This window comes from Salimicrobium halophilum (genome assembly GCF_900100295.1).
Taxonomy (GTDB): Bacteria; Bacillota; Bacilli; order Bacillales; family Halobacillaceae; genus Salimicrobium; species Salimicrobium halophilum.
Map to the genome: position 1 here is coordinate 151512 of NZ_FNEV01000006.1, position 20764 is coordinate 172275.

General features: G+C 52.2%; 18 protein-coding genes. 1 reads left to right on the forward strand and 17 read right to left on the reverse strand.

Annotated elements, in window-relative coordinates:
• Positions 1 to 2: 2 nt before the first annotated feature.
• From ligA to BLQ44_RS10870, 5 genes are all read right to left on the reverse strand, one after another.
• Positions 3 to 2006 (reverse strand): NAD-dependent DNA ligase LigA, encoded by a 2004-nt coding sequence (ligA, locus tag BLQ44_RS10850; RefSeq protein ID WP_093193920.1) that lies wholly within the window; start codon positions 2004 to 2006, stop codon positions 3 to 5.
• 14 nt (positions 2007 to 2020) lie between these two features.
• Positions 2021 to 4234 (reverse strand): DNA helicase PcrA, encoded by a 2214-nt coding sequence (gene pcrA, locus BLQ44_RS10855; protein WP_093193921.1) that lies wholly within the window; start codon positions 4232 to 4234, stop codon positions 2021 to 2023.
• Positions 4235 to 4241: 7 nt separating this feature from the next.
• Entirely contained in the window at positions 4242 to 4919 is a 678-nt protein-coding gene (gene pcrB / locus BLQ44_RS10860; protein WP_093193922.1) for a heptaprenylglyceryl phosphate synthase, read from the reverse strand.
• A 169-nt stretch (positions 4920 to 5088) separates the two neighbouring features.
• A complete protein-coding gene (locus BLQ44_RS10865) occupies positions 5089 to 5391 on the reverse strand; it encodes a YerC/YecD family TrpR-related protein (RefSeq protein ID WP_093193923.1) in 303 nt (100 codons plus the stop codon).
• Between the two features lie 44 nt (positions 5392 to 5435).
• Positions 5436 to 7181 carry an adenine deaminase C-terminal domain-containing protein gene (locus BLQ44_RS10870; RefSeq protein WP_093193924.1) on the reverse strand — a complete coding sequence of 582 codons (1746 nt, stop codon included), beginning with the start codon at positions 7179 to 7181 and terminating at the stop codon, positions 5436 to 5438.
• Between the two features lie 76 nt (positions 7182 to 7257).
• Here BLQ44_RS10870 and BLQ44_RS10875 point away from each other — a divergent pair, with 76 nt between their 5' ends.
• Positions 7258 to 7458, forward strand: coding sequence for a YgaP family membrane protein (locus BLQ44_RS10875; RefSeq protein ID WP_093193925.1), 201 nt, complete (start codon positions 7258 to 7260; stop codon positions 7456 to 7458).
• A gap of 682 nt (positions 7459 to 8140) precedes the next feature.
• Here the strand turns inward: BLQ44_RS10875 and purD are convergent.
• The 12 genes from purD to purE form a co-directional block, all read right to left on the reverse strand.
• On the reverse strand, positions 8141 to 9379 hold the full coding sequence (purD, locus tag BLQ44_RS10880; RefSeq protein WP_093193926.1) for a phosphoribosylamine--glycine ligase: 1239 nt from the start codon (positions 9377 to 9379) through the stop codon (positions 8141 to 8143).
• Positions 9380 to 9390: 11 nt separating this feature from the next.
• Positions 9391 to 10923 carry a bifunctional phosphoribosylaminoimidazolecarboxamide formyltransferase/IMP cyclohydrolase gene (gene purH / locus BLQ44_RS10885; RefSeq protein WP_093193927.1) on the reverse strand — a complete coding sequence of 511 codons (1533 nt, stop codon included), beginning with the start codon at positions 10921 to 10923 and terminating at the stop codon, positions 9391 to 9393.
• Positions 10892 to 11500, reverse strand: a complete 609-nt coding sequence (purN, locus tag BLQ44_RS10890) for a phosphoribosylglycinamide formyltransferase (RefSeq protein WP_093193928.1) — start codon at positions 11498 to 11500, stop codon at positions 10892 to 10894. Before purN ends, purH begins: the two co-directional genes overlap by 32 nt.
• On the reverse strand, positions 11497 to 12504 hold the full coding sequence (purM, locus tag BLQ44_RS10895) for a phosphoribosylformylglycinamidine cyclo-ligase (protein WP_093193929.1): 1008 nt from the start codon (positions 12502 to 12504) through the stop codon (positions 11497 to 11499). The genes purN and purM overlap by 4 nt, the downstream gene beginning before the upstream one ends.
• 6 nt (positions 12505 to 12510) lie before the next feature.
• Entirely contained in the window at positions 12511 to 13923 is a 1413-nt protein-coding gene (purF, locus tag BLQ44_RS10900) for an amidophosphoribosyltransferase (protein WP_093193930.1), read from the reverse strand.
• Positions 13899 to 16124, reverse strand: coding sequence for a phosphoribosylformylglycinamidine synthase subunit PurL (purL, locus tag BLQ44_RS10905; protein ID WP_093193931.1), 2226 nt, complete (start codon positions 16122 to 16124; stop codon positions 13899 to 13901). Before purL ends, purF begins: the two co-directional genes overlap by 25 nt.
• Complete coding sequence (gene purQ / locus BLQ44_RS10910; RefSeq protein WP_093193932.1) at positions 16108 to 16791, reverse strand: phosphoribosylformylglycinamidine synthase subunit PurQ; 684 nt, start codon at positions 16789 to 16791, stop codon at positions 16108 to 16110. The genes purL and purQ overlap by 17 nt, the downstream gene beginning before the upstream one ends.
• The gene (gene purS / locus BLQ44_RS10915; RefSeq protein ID WP_093193933.1) at positions 16792 to 17037 is read right to left on the reverse strand and encodes a phosphoribosylformylglycinamidine synthase subunit PurS; all 246 of its coding nucleotides are present in this window, start codon (positions 17035 to 17037) and stop codon (positions 16792 to 16794) included. It lies immediately after the preceding gene.
• On the reverse strand, positions 17025 to 17741 hold the full coding sequence (purC, locus tag BLQ44_RS10920) for a phosphoribosylaminoimidazolesuccinocarboxamide synthase (protein WP_093193934.1): 717 nt from the start codon (positions 17739 to 17741) through the stop codon (positions 17025 to 17027). The genes purS and purC overlap by 13 nt, the downstream gene beginning before the upstream one ends.
• A gap of 66 nt (positions 17742 to 17807) precedes the next feature.
• Positions 17808 to 19103, reverse strand: a complete 1296-nt coding sequence (gene purB, locus BLQ44_RS10925) for an adenylosuccinate lyase (RefSeq protein ID WP_093193935.1) — start codon at positions 19101 to 19103, stop codon at positions 17808 to 17810.
• A gap of 12 nt (positions 19104 to 19115) precedes the next feature.
• Entirely contained in the window at positions 19116 to 20228 is a 1113-nt protein-coding gene (purK, locus tag BLQ44_RS10930) for a 5-(carboxyamino)imidazole ribonucleotide synthase (protein ID WP_093193936.1), read from the reverse strand.
• On the reverse strand, positions 20215 to 20709 hold the full coding sequence (gene purE, locus BLQ44_RS10935; protein WP_093193937.1) for a 5-(carboxyamino)imidazole ribonucleotide mutase: 495 nt from the start codon (positions 20707 to 20709) through the stop codon (positions 20215 to 20217). Before purE ends, purK begins: the two co-directional genes overlap by 14 nt.
• Positions 20710 to 20764: the final 55 nt, after the last annotated feature.

Genomic DNA, 20764 nt, shown 5'->3' on the forward strand with positions numbered 1-20764 from the left:
TCCTACTCCTGTAAGGCTTCCGCAAACTGTTGTTCATTCCATATCTCCACGCCGAGCTCTTCGGCTTTCGTATACTTCGAGCCGGCTTCTGCTCCGGCGATCAGGAGGTCCGTGTTTTTGCTGACGCTGCCGGTCACTTTCCCGCCAAGGGCTTCCACGTGCTTCTTGGCTTCAGACCGGGAATAGATCTCCATTTTCCCGGTAAGTACGATCGTTTTTCCGGAAAATAAGGAATCCGATGCCTGTTCGGATTTCTTCATGCCTTTGTACTCCATATTCAGACCGAGGTCCGATAGTTCCGATAGAAGCCGGGTGACTTCTTCCCGCTGGAAATACCGGTGGATGGAGTCCGCCATCTTCTCTCCGATTTCAGGAATGGCTTCGAGTTCCTCCGCCGAAGCTTTCTGCAGGCGGTCCATGTCTCCGAAATGCTCGGATAGCGTTTTGGCCGCTTTCGTTCCGACGTAGCGTACCCCCAGGCCGAAGAGCAATTTCTCCATCGAGTTCTCTTTCGACTGTTCGATTGCTGTAAGAAGGTTGTTCACGGACTTCTCTCCCATACGATCGAGCTCCAGCAGGTCTTCCTTCTTCAGTTTATACAAGTCGGCAATATTGTGGATCAGCTCTTCATGGAAAAGGTGGGCAATCACTTTCTCCCCGAGTCCTTCGATATCCATCGCGTTTCTCGAAACGAAGTGGATCAGTGCTTCTCTCAGCTGAGCCGGACAGTTCGGGTTGATGCAGCGTAGCGCTACCTCTTCCTCGAGACGGACGAGGTCACTGCCACATTCCGGGCACGTCTCCGGCATGGAGAACGGCTCCTCGCCTCCGGAGCGCTCATCTTCGACGACACGTAGCACTTCCGGGATGATGTCTCCGGCTTTTTTAATGACCACGGTGTCTCCGATACGGATGTCGCGTTCTTTGATCAGGTCTTCATTGTGCAGCGACGCACGCTGGACCGTCGTTCCCGCCACACGGACAGGGTCCAGAATCGCTGTCGGCGTGACGACACCGGTTCGTCCGACAGTGAGGTGGATGTCTCTCAGCTTTGTCACTACCTCTTCAGCCGGAAACTTATATGCCGTTGCCCACCGCGGGCTTTTCGCCGTGAAGCCGAGGGTTTCCTGCTGATCCAGCTGATCGACTTTAACGACGATGCCGTCGATTTCGTAATCGAGGTCCTGACGGCGGTCTACCCAGCTCGTCACGTAATCGATCACTTCTTCGATATCCTTCAGGCGGCGCCATTCCGGGTTCGTTTTGAGCCCCAGTTCTTCCAGATAGTCGAGACGGTCACTATGCGTTTCTTTCCATTCATCTTCCCACAGGCCGACACCATACAGGAAGATATCCAGATTCCGGCTGGCGGCGATCTTCGGGTCGAGCTGACGAAGCGACCCCGCCGCTGCGTTTCTCGGATTGGCGAACGGAGCTTCTTCTTTCTTCTCTTTCTCTTCGTTGAGCGCATTGAATGATTTCTTCGGCATGAACGCCTCTCCCCGGACTTCGATCGTTTCCGGATGCGTCAGCCGGAGGGGGATACTGCGGATGGTACGCAGGTTGCTCGTGATGTCTTCTCCGACCGTACCGTCTCCGCGTGTAGCTCCACGCACGAGAATACCGTCTTCATAAAGAAGGGATACCGCGAGTCCGTCGATTTTCAATTCGCATACGTACGAGATGTCCCCGTCCGCGCCTTCCCGGACCCGCCGGTCGAAGTCTCTCAGTTCCTGCTCGTTGAACGCGTTGCCGAGACTGAGCATCGGGATTTCGTGCTGCACTTTTTCGAACTGATCGAGAGGTTCTGCACCTACGCGCTGAGTAGGAGAGTCCGGCGTCACAAGCTCCGGATGCTCCTCTTCGATATTTATCAGTTCCCTGAGCTTCTCGTCGTATTCCGAATCCGGAACGGTGGGTTTATCGAGTACATAATATTCATAGCTGTATTTCTCGAGCAGCTTCTTCAGCTCATCATGACGCTGGTTCGCTTGTTCTTTATCCAATCGTCGTCACCTCTTTACGCCTTTGTGATCGGCGCAAATCGTGCCAATACACGCTTCACACCTTCAGGGGCCGGGAAGGCGATGTCGAGTTCCATGTCCTTCCCTTCTCCCTGTACTTTCACGACGGTTCCTTCGCCCCATTTCTTATGGACAGCTTTGTCTCCCGGTTTCCAGGATTCACTCTCTGCACCAGAAGCGCCGGTCGTCTTCTTCGCTCTCCGTTTCTGAACAGGGCGGTCCGGTTCGATCGCCTGCTTCTTCTTCTGAAAAGGAAACGGTTCTGCTTCCGCTTTCCCTTCCAGGAAGTCATCCGGAATTTCACCGATGAAGCGGCTCACCGGGTTCATATTCGTCTTTCCGAATAGTGTACGCATTTTTGCATTCGTCATAAACAGTTTCTTCTCCGCTCTCGTAATCCCTACGTACGCAAGGCGCCGTTCTTCCTCCATCTCCTCTTCATCCATGATGGAACGGCTGTGAGGGAAAATGTTCTCCTCCAGCCCGATGAGGAAGACGACCGGGAATTCAAGCCCTTTGGCGGAGTGTAGCGTCATCATCGTTACGGCTTTGTCATTCTGTTCTTCGTCCACTTTATCGATATCCGCTACAAGCGCAAGATCTGTAAGGAAAGCGACAAGCGTCTTGTCCTCACTTTCCTGCTCGAAGTTCATCGTCACCGACTTGAATTCCTCGATGTTCTCGAGGCGTGACTGGGCTTCAAGCGTCTTATCATTCCGGAGCATCTCCTCGTAGCCGGTCGTCTGAAGCACTTCTTCGACGAGGTCCGTAGCAGAAAGGAATTCCTGCTGCTTTGTCCAGTTGTCGATCATCGTCCGGAAGTTCATGATCGCTTTCGCCGCCTTGGTACTCACCCCGACGAAGTCGATTTCCGCTGCCGTATCGAAAAGGGAGATATCATTCGCTGCAGCGTAAGCCTGCATCTTCTCCACGCTCGTTTTCCCGATGCCGCGTTTCGGTTCATTGACGACGCGTTCGAAACTCAGGTCGTCATTCGGATTGGAAATCAGTCTGAGGTATGCAAGCAGGTCCTTGATTTCTCTGCGGTCGTAGAACTTCGTACCGCCGATCATCTGGTACGGGATGTTCGCCTTCATGAATGTTTCCTCGACCGTACGGGACTGGGCATTCGTCCGGTACAAAATAGCGACATCATCATATCCGAAGTCCCCGTTGTTTACGAGGGATTCGATTTTATCCGCGATGAAGAAACTCTCTTCCCGCTCGGTGCCCGCTTCGTGGTAATGGATCTTCTCGCCGCCGTAGTTATCCGTCCACAACCGCTTCGGCTTCCGTCCGCTGTTGTTATCGATGACGCTGTTCGCTGCATCGAGAATGACTTCTGTCGAGCGGTAGTTCTGTTCGAGGAGAATCGTCGTCGCATCCGGATAGTCTTCCTCGAACGATAGGATATTCGTAATATCCGCTCCGCGCCAGCGGTAGATCGACTGATCGGAGTCGCCGACGACGCACAGATTCTTGAATTTGTTCGCCAGCTTCTGCACGAGCAGGTACTGCGCATGGTTCGTATCCTGGTACTCATCGACGTGGATGTACTGGAACCGACGCTGGTAATATTCGAGCACTTCCGGCATCTGCTCGAACAGCACCAGTGTTTTCATGATCAGATCGTCGAAGTCGAGCGACTGGTTCTTCGATAACTTCTTCTGATAGCCTTTGTAGATTGCAGCCACCTGTTCCTCACGGTAACCTGCCGCATTCTTCTCGAATTCTTCCGGCGATAGCAGTTCGTTCTTCGCGTTACTGATCGCTCCGAGCATAGCGCGTGGATTCCAGTTCTTAGGGTCAAGTTCCAGATCCTTCACCACCTGCTTGATGACTGTCAGCTGATCACTCGAATCCAGAATCGAGAAGTTCCGGTCCATGCCGATACGGTCGATATCCCTTCTCAGGATCCGCACACACATGGAGTGGAACGTAGACATCCAGATACTCTCCGCTTCCGGTCCAACGAGAACGTGGACCCTCTCTTTCATTTCACGGGCCGCTTTGTTCGTGAAAGTGATCGCAAGGATGTTCCAGGGGTTCACCCCTTTTTCCTGAATCAGATATGCGATGCGGTGCGTAAGAACACGCGTCTTCCCACTCCCGGCTCCCGCCATGACGAGAAGCGGTCCTTCCGTATGTGCTACCGCTTTCTGCTGCGGTTCGTTCATTCCTTTCAACAACGCATGTGTCGACTGCGTCATAGACCTATCATCCTTTCTTCGAACCCGGAACGGTCTGAAGCGCCGTTTCCAGGTCCTCATAAATAATGTTACCGACTACCATCGTATCCACGAATCCTTCGAGGGCTTCCGCTTCTTCTTTCGACTGGATGCCCCCGCCGTAGAAGAACTGTGTCCGTGACAATTCCTCGGACACCTTCCGGATCAGTGCTTCGTCTCCCATCTTGCCGCTGTACTCGAGATAAAAAATCGGCAGCGGAAAGAGATGCTCCACCAGACGGGCATAGGCAAGAATATCTTCTTCCGTCACCGGAAAACAGTTCGTTTTCTGGAAAGCTTTCGCTTCTTCGTTCACGATGCAATAGCCTTCCGATACGATCAACTGTTCTTCGACCATATCCCCGTACGTCTTCATCGCCTGATGCTGCATATCGAGCACCCACGTCTTATCTTTGCTGTTCAGAACAGAAGGTACGAAGTAATAATCGAAGCCCGGAACGACCGCTTCCATATCAGAAACCTCCAGCACGAGAGGTACATCATAAGGTTCTATTTTTTCGAAAAGCTCCCACACGTTATCAAAGGTGACCCCGTCCGAACCGCCGACGATGACAGCGTCCGTCCCCGATTCACAGACGGCGCGGATCCCCTCTTCCGATAAGTATTTATTGGGATCGAGCTTAAATGCATGCTTCCATTGTTTCATTCATTCCACCTCTTTAATCCATTATATTATTATACCAAAAAAACAAACCTCCAGCTATGCTTTCCCGGGGGTCTGACATAAGTACCTTTTATCCTCTTTCCCGTGTACGGTCTGCTCTTATCCTTTTCCATGAAAAAAAGCGCCCCAGAAACCCGAGGCGCTTTCTCTCTCAATCCATTTTATAGCTTTGTACCCGGTCGAGCACTTCCGTGTACATATCGTTTCCGTAATTCAGGGCACGTTTCACTCTGGAAATCGTCGCCGTGGAAGCTCCGGTATCCGCTTCGATCTTCTGGTACGTATGCCCTTCCTCCAGCATCCGAGCCACTTCCAGGCGCTGAGCCAGAGATTGGACTTCGTTCATCGTAGCCAAATCGTCGAAAAATCGATAGCACTCTTCTACATCCTGCAGGGACAGAATCGCCTCGAATAATTGATCCAGCGTCTTCCCTCTTAGTTTATCTATCTGCATTACCAGTAGTCCCTCCTATAAAATATAGAGCTCTTTTCACTATTTTAACGCATTATTGCAGGAAAGAGTACCTCTTTATTTTTCACTTCCATCAATCCCAGTGGCGTAACCCGTACGTAAGGCAGATGCGTCGATGATAAGAAGAGAAGCGTATAGACGGGGTCCCCGAAGCAATACCCGTGCTCACAGAGCTTTTTCTTAAGCACCGATTCTTTTTCCATCAACTTATTCAGCGGCTCCTCAGACATCATGCCTCCATGAGCAAGCGGAATCTCGAAGATGATCTCACCTTCATGTACGAGCACGATTCCACCGCCTATTTCCTTCATACGGTTAAATGCCTGAAGCATATCTTCCTTCTTCTTTCCGAGAAGAATGATATCCCCCGTCGAAGAAAACGAGCTGCACAAAGCACCCAGGCTCGTTGTGAAGCCTCTGAGAAGGGTGTTCACTTTCCACGTGCCTTCGCGGTCCACGAGGGTAAGAAATGCTTCATTCGTTTCTTCCGGTAGCTGATCGACGGTCGTATTCGTTTCTACGGCATACGGTTTCATGATCACATCGTTCACCATGTCCATTCCGACCGGCATCGAGAACTGAAGCTCCTCTGCATCAAGCGACCAGTCCAGTTCAAGAGGCTTGATACCGGCTCCGTTCCAGTCTATGTTCACTTCTGAACGGACATCTTCATAATTCTTCTTCACCCATTCTCCTTTGGCGATCACAGAATGAGGCGTCGGTTTCCTTTTATCCTCTAACAGGTTGATGTGCGCGATATGACCAGGCGCAATCGCCCCGAGTCGTTCTCCGATCCAGAAGTGTTGAGCCGGGTATCTCGATGCCATCAGGTACGCTTCGATTTCCGGAACACCGGCTTCGAGAGCGATCTCTATACAGGAATCGATGACTCCGTCTTTGTAGAAACCGGGCGTAGAGCCATCCGTCGTGTACATCAGGCGGTCGTAAGCCTGGAAGTCCTGCTCGACGAGCCCTTTCATGATATTCGGAAGATCCGGTCTGATCGAAGAATGACGGACACCCGTCTGATATCCGAGTTCCACCCGCTTCATGACTTCTTCGGCTGTCATTCCCTCATGATCCCCGTCGAGACCGAGCAGCTTCATCTTCGTCAGCGTGTTCTCAGAGGCTCCTGGAAGGTGACCCTCGACACGCTTTCTCGCCTTCCTTACTTCCTGCATCCAGTGCAGAATCTGGTCATCCTTTTCATGAAGGACTTCCGGCCACGCCGTCAGTTCTCCTCCCTGGATCACTGCATCATGCGTGAACCATTCCGGCAACTGCTTTTCAAGCTCTCGCTGCTTCTCATCCCGGAGTGACGTCTGGGCATCGAACCGTCCCCACCAGAACATGGAGACCGGAAGCTTCATGAATTCTTCAAGTAAAGAAAACGCTTTCTTTTTCTCCGTTAAAAATAACCACATCAAATTATCGTTGATAATCGTGGTCGTTCCGCCCCAGGATGCATACTCCGCAAACGATTGGGGATTATATAACTGAAACGGATGGGCATGAGGTTCAATGTATCCAGGAACAGCATATTCTCCTTTTCCTTCTACGATTTCCGTACCATACAGGTTCTCGGGCATCTCCGGACCCACGTACACGATTCGATCGTCCTGTATCCAAATGTTCCCTGTCATCCATTGTTTAAGAAAGACATTCAGATACGTTATATGTTTAAGCACTTTGCTTGGTGCAATCTTTCCATCTATGACATCCGCATGGTCGCGTAATTGTTTATTTCTCCAGCGGAAACGTTGTTCGTTCATTTACCATCGCCCCCTGTTATTTTTTTCATGATAACACACACTTCTACACATTTACGAAAAGAAAGGTGACGAAACATTGAAAAATATAGGTACCTGGAATTCACTAGCTCGTATTACTGCCGGTCTCACTATGCTTACGTACGCTGCACGACAAGAGAAAGAGCCTTCCTTCCTGTTCGTTCTGCTCGGGTCGATGAAGGTTGCGGAAGGCATTACTCAGTATTGTCCTATGACCGATGCGTATAAACAAATTAAAGATGAGGGGACTTCGGTTTAAGTTTTTCCGTAGTCTGATGACCCTTGGGCGACGTTCAGAAGGACTCTGCTGCGCTGAGTGTCCCGCAAATCCCTTTTGCCTCCCACTCACCGAAGGGCCGGCTTCCTGAACGTCGCCGTATGCAATTACAGCGACACTCACACGTGACTCCCTGGCTTGAATGGGGCGCAATGAAGACCCTAAGCCAGAACGACAGGATCTTTCTTATACTCCTTCCCCGCCTGCGGGGAAGGACAGGCATTCGAATGTCTTGGGCGACGTTCAGAAGGACTCTGCTGTGCTGAGTGTCCCGCAAATCCCTTTGCCTCCCACTCACCGAAGGGCCGGCTTCCTGAACGTCGCCGTATGCGATTACAGCGACACTCACACGTGACTCCCTGGCTTGAATGGGGCGCAATGAAGACCCTAAGCCAGAACGACAGGTCTTTCTTATACTCCTTCCCCGCCTGCGGGGAAGGACAGGCATTCCAATGTCTTGGGCGACGTTCAGAAGGACTCTGCTGCGCTGAGTGTCCCGCGAATCCCTTTGCCTCCCACTCACCGAAGGGCCGGCTTACTGAACGTCGCCGTATGCAATTACAGCGACACTCACGCGTGAATCCCTGGCTTGAGTGGCGCGCAAAGAGCCTGAAAACAAAACAAGCCACCCGGAATCCCCAAAGGATTCAAGGTGACTTGTTTTTCATATATCTTTTGCAATATCGGTTCTGAAGAAGAAATCGGTACTCCCTGCAAAAGGCTTGAGCTCCTGGTAAACGGTTCGCCTCGCTTCTTCATGGGAGGCACCCGTCGCTCCGGCCATCAGCACGCGACCTCCATTCCCGGTAAAAGCACCGTCCACCTTTTTCACCCCGGCATACGCAAAGAAGCCGGACGTAGCACGGTGAGCAGGCAGCAAGTTGCCTTTTTCATAGGAACCCGGATAGCCGGAAGAAGCAAGGACTACTCCGACACATGCTTCGTCTTTCCACTGAAGGTGAGGGTCCCGGTCATTGGTGAGATCTTCGATGACCTGGATGAGATCATTCTTGAGGAGCGGCAGGACGACCTGCGTCTCGGGATCGCCGAAGCGCGCGTTGAATTCGATGACCTCCACGCCCCGCTTCGTTTCAATCAGACCGGCATATAGGATGCCCTGGAACGGTCGACCCTCTTCCTGCATCGCTTTCGCCACTGGAAAGAGAATCTCATCCACAGCGAAACGCACTTTTTCCTCTGCCAAATCAGGGACAGGGGCAAAGGCTCCCATGCCGCCTGTGTTCGGCCCTTTGTCCCCGTCGAAAGCGCGCTTGTGATCACGGGCCGGCATCATCGGATAGACATGCTCCCCGTCCACAAATGCCATGAGCGAGAATTCTTTTCCGTCGAGAAACTCTTCGATCACGACTTCATGGCCGGCTGAGCCGAAGCGATTGCCTTCGAGCATGCCCGAAACCGCGGTCTTCGCTTCTTCCACTGTAGCGGCGACGACGACGCCTTTCCCCGCAGCAAGACCGTCCGCTTTCACGACAATAGGCGCTCCTTTTTCATCGATGAACGCATGAGCTTCCTCTACATCTGTGAACGCTTCATAATCGGCAGTCGGAATCTCGTATTCTTTCATCAACCGCTTGGCGAATCGTTTACTGCCTTCGATGCGCGCAGCCGCTTCGTCCGGACCGAACACTTTCAGTCCCTTTTCCCGAAAAACATCGACGATGCCTCCGGATAAAGGATTCTCCGGTCCGATGATGGTCCAATCGATCTGCTGTTCCTTCGCATAAAGGGCGAGACGTTCGAACTCTGTCTCCGGTATGTCCACGACGACCGCTTCTTCCATCCCGTCGTTGCCGGGTGCGACGTGTACGTCATGATGGTGTTGGTTCAATTTCTGGACGAGGCTGTGCTCCCGTCCCCCGCTGCCGATAATGAGAACGTTCATAGAATCCTCCTTTAGTGTTTGAAGTGACGCATCTTCGTAAATACCATCGCGATGCCATGTTCGTTACACGCATCGATGGAATCCTGATCGCGCTTCGAGCCTCCGGGCTGGATGATCGCTTTGATTCCGGCTTCAGCTGCAGCCTCTACCGTGTCCGGCATCGGGAAGAACGCATCGGATGCCATTACAGCACCCTGCGCCTTGTCTCCGGCCTGTTCAAAAGCGATACCGGCTGCGCCGACGCGGTTCATCTGTCCGGCACCTACGCCGAGGGTCCGGTCTTCTTTCGCTACGACGATCGCATTGGATTTCACGTGCTTCACGACGCTCCAGGCAAGCTTCAAGTCTTCAAGCTCCGCTTCGGATGGAGCTCGGTCCGTCGCCGTCTCGAGTTCCACCTGATCGATCGTGCCTTTATCCTTATCCTGGATAAGCAGTCCGCCGCGGACGCTGACGAGCTTCTGTTCCGTAGCGTCTTCGAGGGACGGATCCACTTTCAGGATGCGGACGTTTTTCTTCTTCGTAAGGATGTCGAACGCTTCCTCCTCGTATTCAGGTGCCATGATGATTTCGAGGAAAATACCGCTGAGCTGTTCTGCCGTTTCCTTGTCCACTTTCCGGTTCAAAGCGACGATGCCACCGAAAATCGATACAGGATCCGCTTCGTAAGCTTTCTCAAAAGCTTCGGAGATCGCATCCGCTTTTCCGACACCACAAGGGTTCATATGCTTCACGGCCACCGCCGCAGGGCTCGTGAATTCCGCTACGACTTCAAGCGCCGCGTTGGCGTCCTGGATGTTGTTGTAGGAAAGTTCTTTGCCATGGAGTTGCTCCGCATAGGCAAGCGAGCCTTTATCTTCTTTTACTTCTTTATAGAAAGATGCGGACTGGTGCGGGTTCTCTCCGTATCTCAGACTTTGCACGTGTTCATATGTCTTCGTCACTGTCTCCGGATTCTCTTCACCTGTAAGGCCTGTGAAATACTCCGCAATCAGTGCGTCGTAGTGAGCCGTATGACGGAAGACTTTCGCCGCGAGCTCCCGGCGTGTCTCGTAGGAGAGGTTTCCCTCTTTCAAGCCTTCTATGACGGTGCCGTAGTCCGATGGATTGACGACGACAGCTACATCTTCAAAATTCTTCGCTGCCGCCCTCAGCATCGTCGGACCACCGATATCGATATTTTCAATCGCTTCTTTTTCTGTTACTCCCGATTTCGCAATCGTTTCTTTGAACGGATACAGATTGACCGCGACAAGATCGATCGTCTTAAGATCAAGCTCATCCATCTGTTTCCTATGATCCTCATTGTCACGTTTGGCTAACAAACCGCTATGTACTGCAGGATGCAGCGTCTTCACACGTCCATCCATAATTTCCGGGAATTCGGTCACATCAGAAATCGACCGGACGTCGATGCCGGCCTCTTCGATAGCTTTCTTCGTTCCTCCCGTGGATACAAGTTCATACCCAAGGCTAGAGAGTTCTCTTGCGAAAGACTCCAGTCCCTGTTTATCAGAAACGCTCAGTAATGCCCGCTTTGTCATGTTTCGTCGCCTCTCCTTTCACGAGCCGCCCTACCACTTCGGGGTACAGGACATGCTCTACCTGTTGGATTCGTTGCTGCACGTCTTCCTCTGTATCTTCCTCTTCTATACGGATCGCCTGCTGGTCGATAATCGGGCCGGTGTCCATGCCTTCATCGACGAGATGAACGGTGACGCCGGTGACTTTCACTCCTGCTTCTAAGGCCTGTCCGACGGCATTTTTTCCTGGAAAGGCCGGCAGTAGTGACGGGTGGATATTGATGATCCGTCCCTCAAACGGCGTAAGCAGAGTAGTTCCGACGAGTCTCATATATCCGGCCAGCACAATCCATTCGATATTATGCTCCTGGCATGCCCCGAGAATCACCTGCTCATACCCGGCCTTGCCGTTGAAATCCCCCGGATGGAATGAAAGGACTTCGATGCCGCGTTCTTTCGCTTTATCGACCACTTTCGACGAAGGTTTGTCGCTGACGAGAAGAGAAATTTCGGCATCTACCTCATTCCGATCGATAGCCTCCGCCAGTGCGTCGAAGTTCGATCCGGTTCCGGAAGCGAATACTGCGATGTTCGTCATATCAACTCGACTCCTTCCGTTCCGGTCACCTCTCCGATCCTGACCGCTTTTCCGACGATCTCCAGTGCCTTTTCTGCGTCACTCTCCGAGACAGCGACCACCATACCGATACCCATGTTGAACGTTCCGTACATATCCTCATCCGACAAATCCCCGTGCTGCTTCAGAAACGGGAAGATTTCAGGTTGCTTGAATCGTGCTGTGTCTATTTTAGCACCAAGTCCCTGCGGCATCATCCGCGGGATATTTTCATAAAATCCGCCACCGGTGATGTGAGCGATGCCATGAATGTCCAATTCCTTCTTCAAGCCTTGAATGTCTTTCACATAAATCTCCGTAGGAGCCATAAGTACCTCTCCGAGCGGAGCCTGCAGAGAATACGTCTCCTCGAGAGAAAGTCCCTTCTTCTCCATCACTGCTCTCACAAGGGAAAAGCCGTTCGAATGGACGCCGGAGGAAGGAAGACCGATCAACACATCCCCCTCTTGCACGTTCTCTCCGGTAATCAACTTCCGCTTATCCGCCATTCCTACGGTGAAACCGGCGAGATCATATTCCGTAGGCTGATACATACCAGGCATTTCTGCCGTTTCCCCGCCTACGAGGGCAGCCCCGGAGGCTTTGCATCCTTCGGAAATCCCCTTCACGATCGCTTCGATCATGGCAGGATCGTTTTTCCCACATGCAATGTAATCGAGGAATAGCAAGGGATCTGCTCCCTGTGCTACGATGTCGTTCACGCACATAGCGACGAGATCGATGCCGACCGTGTCGTGCTTCCCGGTTTCAAAAGCGAGCTTCAGCTTCGTTCCGACGCCGTCCGTGCCCGTGACGAGAACAGGTTCCTGATAACTCATCCCGCTGATATCGAATAGTCCTCCGAAAGAACCGAGTCCCCCCATCACTTCCGGACGCATGGTGGAAGCTACGTGTTTCTTCATCCGTTCTACTGCTTCATAACCGGCTTCGACGTCGACGCCGGCCTGTTTGTATGCTTCACTCATAGCTACCTACTCCTTTTCATATGGGGGTATCGTCGATGGGAAGATTTCCGTCGGGTAATTACCGGTAAAGCAAGCTTGACAGCTCCCGTGCTCAAGCGATTGCTCTCCGTCATGAATGGCCGCTTCCAGCCCGTCTGTACTGAGGAACGACAGAGAATCCGCTCCGATCTGTTCCCGTATTTCTTCGATTGACTTATTCGATGCGATCAGCTCTCCGGACGTCGACGTGTCGATGCCGTAATAGCACGGGTTCTTGATCGGTGGAGAAGCGATACGTACGTGCACTTCGGTCGCTCCCGCTTCCTTCAGCATCGTCACAATCCTCCGGCTCGTCGTACCGCGGACGATGGAGTCATCCACCATAACGACCCGTTTCCCGTCGACGATTCCGCGGACGGCGGACAGCTTCATCTTCACACCCTGCTCCCTCAACTCCTGGGATGGCTGGATAAAAGTACGTCCGACGTATCTGTTCTTAATCAATCCGAGCTCATAGGGAATGGACGAAGCTTCGGCATACCCGATGGCTGCCGAAATGCTTGAATCCGGCACTCCCGTCACGACGTCCGCTTCGACGAATGACTCTTCGGCGAGCTTTTTGCCCATCGTCTTTCTGGAAGCATGAACATTCTTTCCATCAAGGTTACTGTCCGGCCGGGAGAAATACACGTACTCCATCGAGCAGAGCGTACGCTGGATCGGCTCAGAGAAACGTGTAGCCTGAAGGCCGTTGTCATCGATGATGATCAATTCGCCGGGTTTCACTTCCCGGACGTGGGTCGCACCGATGACATCGAAGGCGCAGGTTTCCGAAGAGACGATATACGCATCTCCCAGCTTTCCGATAGATAGAGGACGGAGGCCACGCGGATCCATTGCTACATACATACGCTTTTCAGTGAGAATAGCAAGCGAGTACGCTCCCTTGATCATCGTCAGTGCCTGGGAGATCGCTTCTTCTTTGTTCATGTGCCCGGCCCGTTGGATCAGGTGAGCGATCACTTCGGTATCCGACGTCGTCTGCAGGATACTCCCCTGTGCTTCGAGCTGTCTTTTCAGCCCTTGCGCATTCACAAGATTCCCGTTATGGGCAAGCGCCATACTTTCCGTCTGCGTACGGAAGAGAAGCGGCTGGATATTTTCGTAGCCGCCGTCTCCTGCCGTTGCGTAACGGACGTGACCGACACTCGCATGACCGGTCAGTTCCTCGAGTTGATTCTGGGAAAATACATCGTTGATCAGCCCGTGTCCTTTCGCTGCATGAACTTGTTCCCCGTCCGTCGTAACGATGCCGGCTCCTTCCTGCCCCCGGTGCTGAAGCGCATGAAGTCCGTAATAAGTCAGTTGTGCTGCATCCGGATGTCCGAACACTCCGAATACGCCGCATTCTTCGTTCAGCCCTCTGATTTCACCAAGCATGGAATAGCTCCTTTCCAGTCTGCCTTCAGCATTTGTATCGGTTCGTCGATGACAGACGCGCCGTTTCTTATGATGTGGAATCTTTCATTGTTCGTCGCTTTTCCTAAAAAGGAGGCTTCCGGGATCTGTGCTTCGAATTCCTCGGCCTTCTCCGGCTTCACGGAAACGAGAAAACGGGACTGCGTTTCTGCAAACAGTTCTGTCACCTCGTCTCCTTCGATCTCCACTTCACAGCCGAGCTCTTCTTTGAACAGGCTCTCTGCCAGAGCGACCGCGAGGCCACCTTCTGCGATATCGTGCGCCGATGAGACAAGCCCGTTGCGGATGGCACTGAGAAGCTCTTTCTGTCTGCGCTCTTCTGTTTCAAGGTCGAGAGCAGGTGCCTGTCCGAAGTGTTTTCCTTCGAGCATGCCCTGAAGTTCACTTCCTCCGAATTCCGGACTCGCCTCCCCGATGACGTAAAGAAGATCTCCTTCCTGTTTCACATCAGATGTGGTAATATGAGCCGTTTCTTGGACAAGCCCGACCATGCCGACGACTGGAGTCGGGTAAATCGCATGGCCTCCGAATGCTTCGTTGTAAAGAGAAACGTTCCCGCTGATGACAGGCGTTTCCAGAGACGTGCAGGCTGCGCTCATCCCTTTGACCGCTCCTTCCATCTGCCAGTACACTTCCGGGTTCTCCGGCGACCCGAAGTTCAGTCCGTCTGTAATCGCAAGCGGTTCCCCTCCTGAGCAGACGATATTACGGGCCGCTTCTGCAACGGCGATTTTCCCGCCCGTCTGAGGATCTAGGTAAATGTATCTCGAGTTGCCGTCGGTCGTCATCGCAACGGCTTTGTCCGTCCCTTTGATGCGGAGAACCGCTGCATCAGACCCTGGTCTCACGACGGTATTCGTCTGCACCATGGAATCGTATTGATCGTACACCCACTCTTTGCTCGCGATCGTCGGCTGCTGAAGCAGCGACCTTAGAACGTTCCGCGGATTACGGATTTCCGGTGTGTACGTCTGGTTCTGGAATTCTTCAAAGTAGGCAGGCGTGCGGGAATCCGGCTGATAGACCGGCGCGTCTTCCGCCAGCCCGTCGACGGGAACATCCGCGACGATTTCGCCTTTATGCTCGAGGACGAATTGCTGATCATCGGTCACTTCGCCGACCGCAACAGCTTCAAGTCCGTACCTTTCAAAAACAGATGCGATTTCTTTCTCGCGGCCTTTCTCTACGACGAGAAGCATGCGTTCCTGGGATTCCGATAGCATCATTTCATACGGTGTCATGCCCGTTTCCCGTTGAGGAATCAGATCGAGATTCATCTTCAGGCCGGTTCCGGCTTTGCTCGCCATTTCACTCGCAGAAGAGGTTAGACCGGCCGCTCCCATGTCCTGGATGCCGACGAGTGCATCGTGGTGGATGACGTCGAGACAGGCTTCGATCAGAAGCTTCTCCATAAACGGATCCCCGACCTGTACGGATGGACGCTTCGATTCGCTGTCCTCACTCAGTTCTTCGGATGCGAACGTCGCGCCGTGGATGCCGTCTCTCCCTGTTTTGGCTCCGGCATACATGACCGTGTTCCCAACGCCTTTCGCGATTCCCTGCTGCACGTCTTTGTGATTGATGAGACCCACACACATCGCATTCACAAGAGGGTTTCCGTTATACGCATCATCGAATTGGACTTCACCGCCGACGGTAGGGACACCGACGCAGTTCCCGTAACCGGAGATGCCGTGCACCACTTCTTTGAACAGGTACTTCACCCGGGAATTCTGAAGCGATCCGAAGCGGAGGGAGTTCAGAATAGCGATCGGTTTCGCTCCCATGGAAAATACGTCACGCAAAATCCCGCCGACGCCAGTCGCAGCTCCCTGATAAGGCTCGACCGCAGACGGGTGGTTGTGACTTTCGATTTTGAAGACGACCGCCTGCTCATCGCCGATATCTACAACTCCCGCTCCTTCACCAGGACCTTGCAACACGTGTTTTCCTTCCGTCGGAAACTGTTTCAACAGCGTTTTCGAATGTTTGTAGCTGCAATGTTCCGACCACATCACAGAGAAGATGCCGAGTTCCGTGTAGTTCGGATTCCTGCCGAGAAGCTTCTTGATGTGATGGAACTCTCCGTCTGTGACACCCATTTCTTTATACAGCTGATCCATTTCGATTTTCTCCGGTGTAATTTCAGTTACCAACGGCATGTGTCTCCCTCCAGTGTTTCAGAATCGATTCGAAAATACGTAGTCCATCGTCGTTTCCAAGCAGTTTCTCTACCGCCCGTTCCGGGTGCGGCATCATGCCGAGTACGTTCCCCTCTTTGTTGGTGATTCCGGCAATATCCGCTGTGGATCCATTAGGGTTATTCTTATAAGTGAAAGCGATCTGATTGTTCCGTTTCAGTTCCTCCAGCGTCTGGTTGTCGCAGTAGTAATTCCCTTCGCCGTGAGCGATCGGTAAGGAAATCGTCTCTTTCTCGTCATAAAAGGCAGTGAACATCGTTCCGTTATTTTTGACGATCAGTTCTTCCTCATGGCACATGAATGTAAGATTCTTGTTCCGAAGCATCGCTCCCGGCAACTCTCCCATTTCGAGAAGCACCTGGAATCCGTTGCAGACGCCGAGAACCGGCTTTCCGTCTTTGATGGCTTCTTTCACCTGTTCGATTACGCCGGAGACAGATGCAATAGCGCCTGAGCGTAGATAGTCTCCGTAAGAGAAACCTCCCGGGAGCAGCACTCCGTCGTACTTTTTGAGGTCCGCCTCTTCGAACCAGACCATGTCCGCTTCTTCTCCGAGTACTTCGGAAGCCGCATGATACATATCTTCATCGCAATTCGATCCGGGAAACACAATGACCGCAAATTTCACTTAGACGACCTCCTCAATGGTGTACGTATAATCTTCGATGACCGGATTCGCAAGCAGTCGCTTGCACATCTCTTCAATCTGTTCCTCCATGTTATCCGTCTGTTCCATTTCCATCTGCAGGTACTTTCCGACGCGCACGTCCCCTACCCCTTCATACTTCAGATCCTTGAGGGAATCGGAAATCGCTTTGCCCTGCGGATCAAGAACCGCTTCTTTCAGTGTAATGTAAATATTCACTTTGCACATGTGGCATCCTCCAGTCGTTGTAGAATTTTTTCGTACACAGGCACGAGTTCACCTGTACCTTCACGAAATACGTCTTTGTCCATCTTCTCGCCGGTCTGCTTGTCCCATAGTCTGCACGTATCCGGGGATACTTCATCCGAAAGAAGAATGCTTCCCTCAGTGTTCCGTCCGAACTCAAGCTTGAAATCGACCAGATCCAAGTCGCAATCTTCGAAAATTTCAATCAATACGTCGTTCACTTCAAGGGCTTTCTCCTTGATCTTCATCAGTTCTTCATATGTTAAGTCCGAAAGCATCAGTGCGTGACGATCATTGATCAACGGGTCATCGAGCTCATCGTTTTTATAAAACAGTTCAATCAGTGGTGGAGTGAGAGGCGTCTTTTCCTCAATTCCTATTCTTCGTACCAGACTTCCGGTCGCAAGGTTACGGACGACCACCTCGAGCGGTATGATTTCGGTCTTCCTCACAAGTTGTTCCGTATCGCTGAGTCTCTCTAGAAAATGAGAGGGGACCCCTTTTTCTTCGAGTTTCCGGAACACCTCGGAAGAAATCCGGTTGTTCAGTTCTCCTTTGCCTCTGAACGACTCCTTCTTCTTCCCGTTGAAAGCCGTCGCGTCATCTTTATATTCAAGCAAAAGCTTCTCCGGGTCATCGGTGCGGAACACCCGCTTCGCTTTTCCTTCGTACAATAGTTCGTTCATCCTCTCACCCCTGTTTATAAGTAATGGAAGGAAAGGCACCCGGGTTCTCCGAATGCCCGTCCCTTCTTAAGAAAGGCCGATACGTTCAAAAATACGGTCGACGTTTTTCAGATGGTGCGTGTAGTCGAAACATGCTTCGAGTTGTTCCGCTGATAGCACGGAAGTGATCCGTTCATCCGCTTCGATCAGATCTCTGAACGGTACGCCGCGCTCCCAGGCATCCATCGCTTTCGGCTGCACGAGGTCATACGCTTCTTCGCGGACCATCCCTTCATCGATCAGCGTAAGCAATACACGCTGGGAGAAAATCAGGCCATATGTCTTCTCCATGTTCTCCTTCATCCGCTCCGGGAACACCGTCAGATTCTTCACGATATTGCTGAAACGGTTGAGCATGTAGTTGAGACCGATCGTCACATCCGGAAGAATGATCCGCTCCGCAGACGAATGGGAAATATCCCTCTCGTGCCATAGAGCCACGTTTTCATGAGCGGTCACCATATCGCCACGCAATACGCGCGCCATCCCAGTCATGTTCTCCGATCCGATCGGATTCCGTTTGTGTGGCATAGCGGAAGATCCTTTCTGACCTTTGGCGAAATACTCTTCGACTTCGCGTGTTTCCGTCTTCTGAAGGCCTCGGATTTCCACGGAGATTTTCTCGATGGAAGCGGCGATGAGAGCCAGTGTCGATACGTAGTTCGCATGACGGTCTCTCTGCAATGTCTGTGTGGATACCGGGGCTGCTTCGAGTCCGAGCTTCTCGCAGACGTACTCTTCGACGTATGGATCGATGTTGGCATACGTTCCGACAGCTCCGGACAATTTACCGACTTCGATCTGCTTCACAGCCAGGTCGAAACGCTCCAGGTGACGCTTCATTTCTTCATAGTAAAGGGCCATCTTCAAGCCGAAGGTCGTCGGTTCCGCATGCACGCCGTGCGTACGTCCCATCATGACCGTGTGTTTATGTTCTTTCGCTTTCTCTCCCAGTATGTCGATGAAGTTCACGATATCTTTGCGCAAGATGTCGTTCGCCTGCTTCAACACGTAGGAAAGCGCCGTATCTACGACGTCTGTCGAAGTAAGACCGTAGTGGACCCACTTTCTCTCTTCTCCGAGGGTTTCTGAGACCGCACGCGTGAAAGCGACGACGTCGTGTCTCGTTTCCGCTTCTATTTCTTGGATGCGAGAAACGTCGAATCCTGCGTTCTCACGGATTTTCTTCACGTCTTCTTTCGGGATGACGCCGAGTTCACTCCAGGCTTCACAGGCGAGGATCTCCACCTCGAGCCAGGCGTTGAAGCGATTCTCTTCTTCCCAGATACTTCCCATTTCTTCTCTCGTATACCGTTCAATCATTCCTTTTCCTCCTTACCAATCCCTCATCCAGGCCGGTTCTTTTTTCGCTATGTCATCGAGCGATGACCCTATTATCGTAACATGCCCCATTTTCCTTTGGGAGCGCGCTTCTTTTTTCCCGTAGTCATGCAGGTGAACCTCTTCTTTATCCAGAGATTGAAGTAGAGCATCACGGTGTCTGCCGAGCACGTTGATCATCTTCGCTGCCGGGAAAGCGTGGACCGGGAGAAGCGGAAGGCCGGCGATTGCTCTGATATGCTGTTCGAACTGGGAGACGTTACATGCTTCGATGGTGTAATGTCCTGAGTTATGAGGGCGAGGTGCCATCTCGTTGAAGTATACCTGCCCCTCACTTACGAACCATTCGACAGCAAACGTGCCGACAACTCCGAGTTCTTCCGCAAGGACTTCGGTGTGCTTCCTGATTTCCGCTTTGCCATCTTCCTCGAGAGAAGCAGGTATGGTCGTCGTGAACAGCACCTGATCCCGGTGGACGTTCTCAGCGACCGGGAAAAAGGAGATCTTTCCTTGCTGGTCTCTTGTGAACACCTGGGATACTTCTTTGTCGATCGTCAGCCACTGCTCGACGATGTAATGCCCGTCTGCCATCTCTTTTTCCGTGTCCGCGAGATCCGCTTCATTTCTCAGAAGGAATTGACCTTTGCCGTCGTAGCCCCCGCTGATCGTTTTCATTACCGCAGGGTACCCGATGTCGTCTATAGCCGCCTTAACTTCTTCATACGTTTGAACAATTCTATATGCCGGGACGGGAATATCCGCTTTTTCAGCAAAACCTTTCTCCTTTTCGCGGTTTTGTGACACCGCGAGAGATAGCGACCCTTGCGGCAATTTATCCTGACTTTCGAAAAAACGGGAAACTTCTGCATCGACGTTTTCAAATTCGTAAGTGATGACGTCCGAATAAGAGCCTAGCTCTTCCGCCGCTTTCATATCATCGTAGGCTGCTTGAATGTGTACATCCGCAACCTGTGCTGTGGGGCAATCAGCTGCAGGATCGAGAACGGCGATCCGATAGCCCATATGCTTGGCGGCTGTCGCCATCATACGTCCGAGCTGTCCGCCTCCGAGAATGCCTATCGTCTGTCCCGGTTTAATCACATTCATGCAGATCCCTCCTCATCTCTTCCACTTTTTCTTTCAACTGATTTTTGTATTCATGGAGGGAGGCGGCAACCGTCTCATCAAAACTTCCGATGATTTCAGCTGCTAGGATCCCTGCGTTCTTCGCTCCGGCTTTTCCGATCGACACGGTCGCGACTGGTACACCACCAGGCATTTGAGCGATGGAAAGGAGGGAGTCCATTCCGTTCAATGCTTTCGACTCGACAGGGACGCCGATGACAGGAAGCGTCGTTTTGGAAGCTACCATGCCCGGAAGATGAGCGGCACCCCCGGCTCCTGCAACGATGATATTCAACCCTCTTGCTCTCGCATGTTCCGCATACTCGAACATATCTTCCGGAGTACGGTGAGCGGAGATGATTTCTTTCTCATAATCGACTCCGAGGTCCTCCAGTACCGAACAGGTCTCTTCCATCACCGACCAGTCCGAAATGCTACCCATGATTACTCCGACTTTTGCCATCACCAGTCATCCCTTCTATAAAAAAATCCTGTGGACCACCCCTCATGAGAGGAGG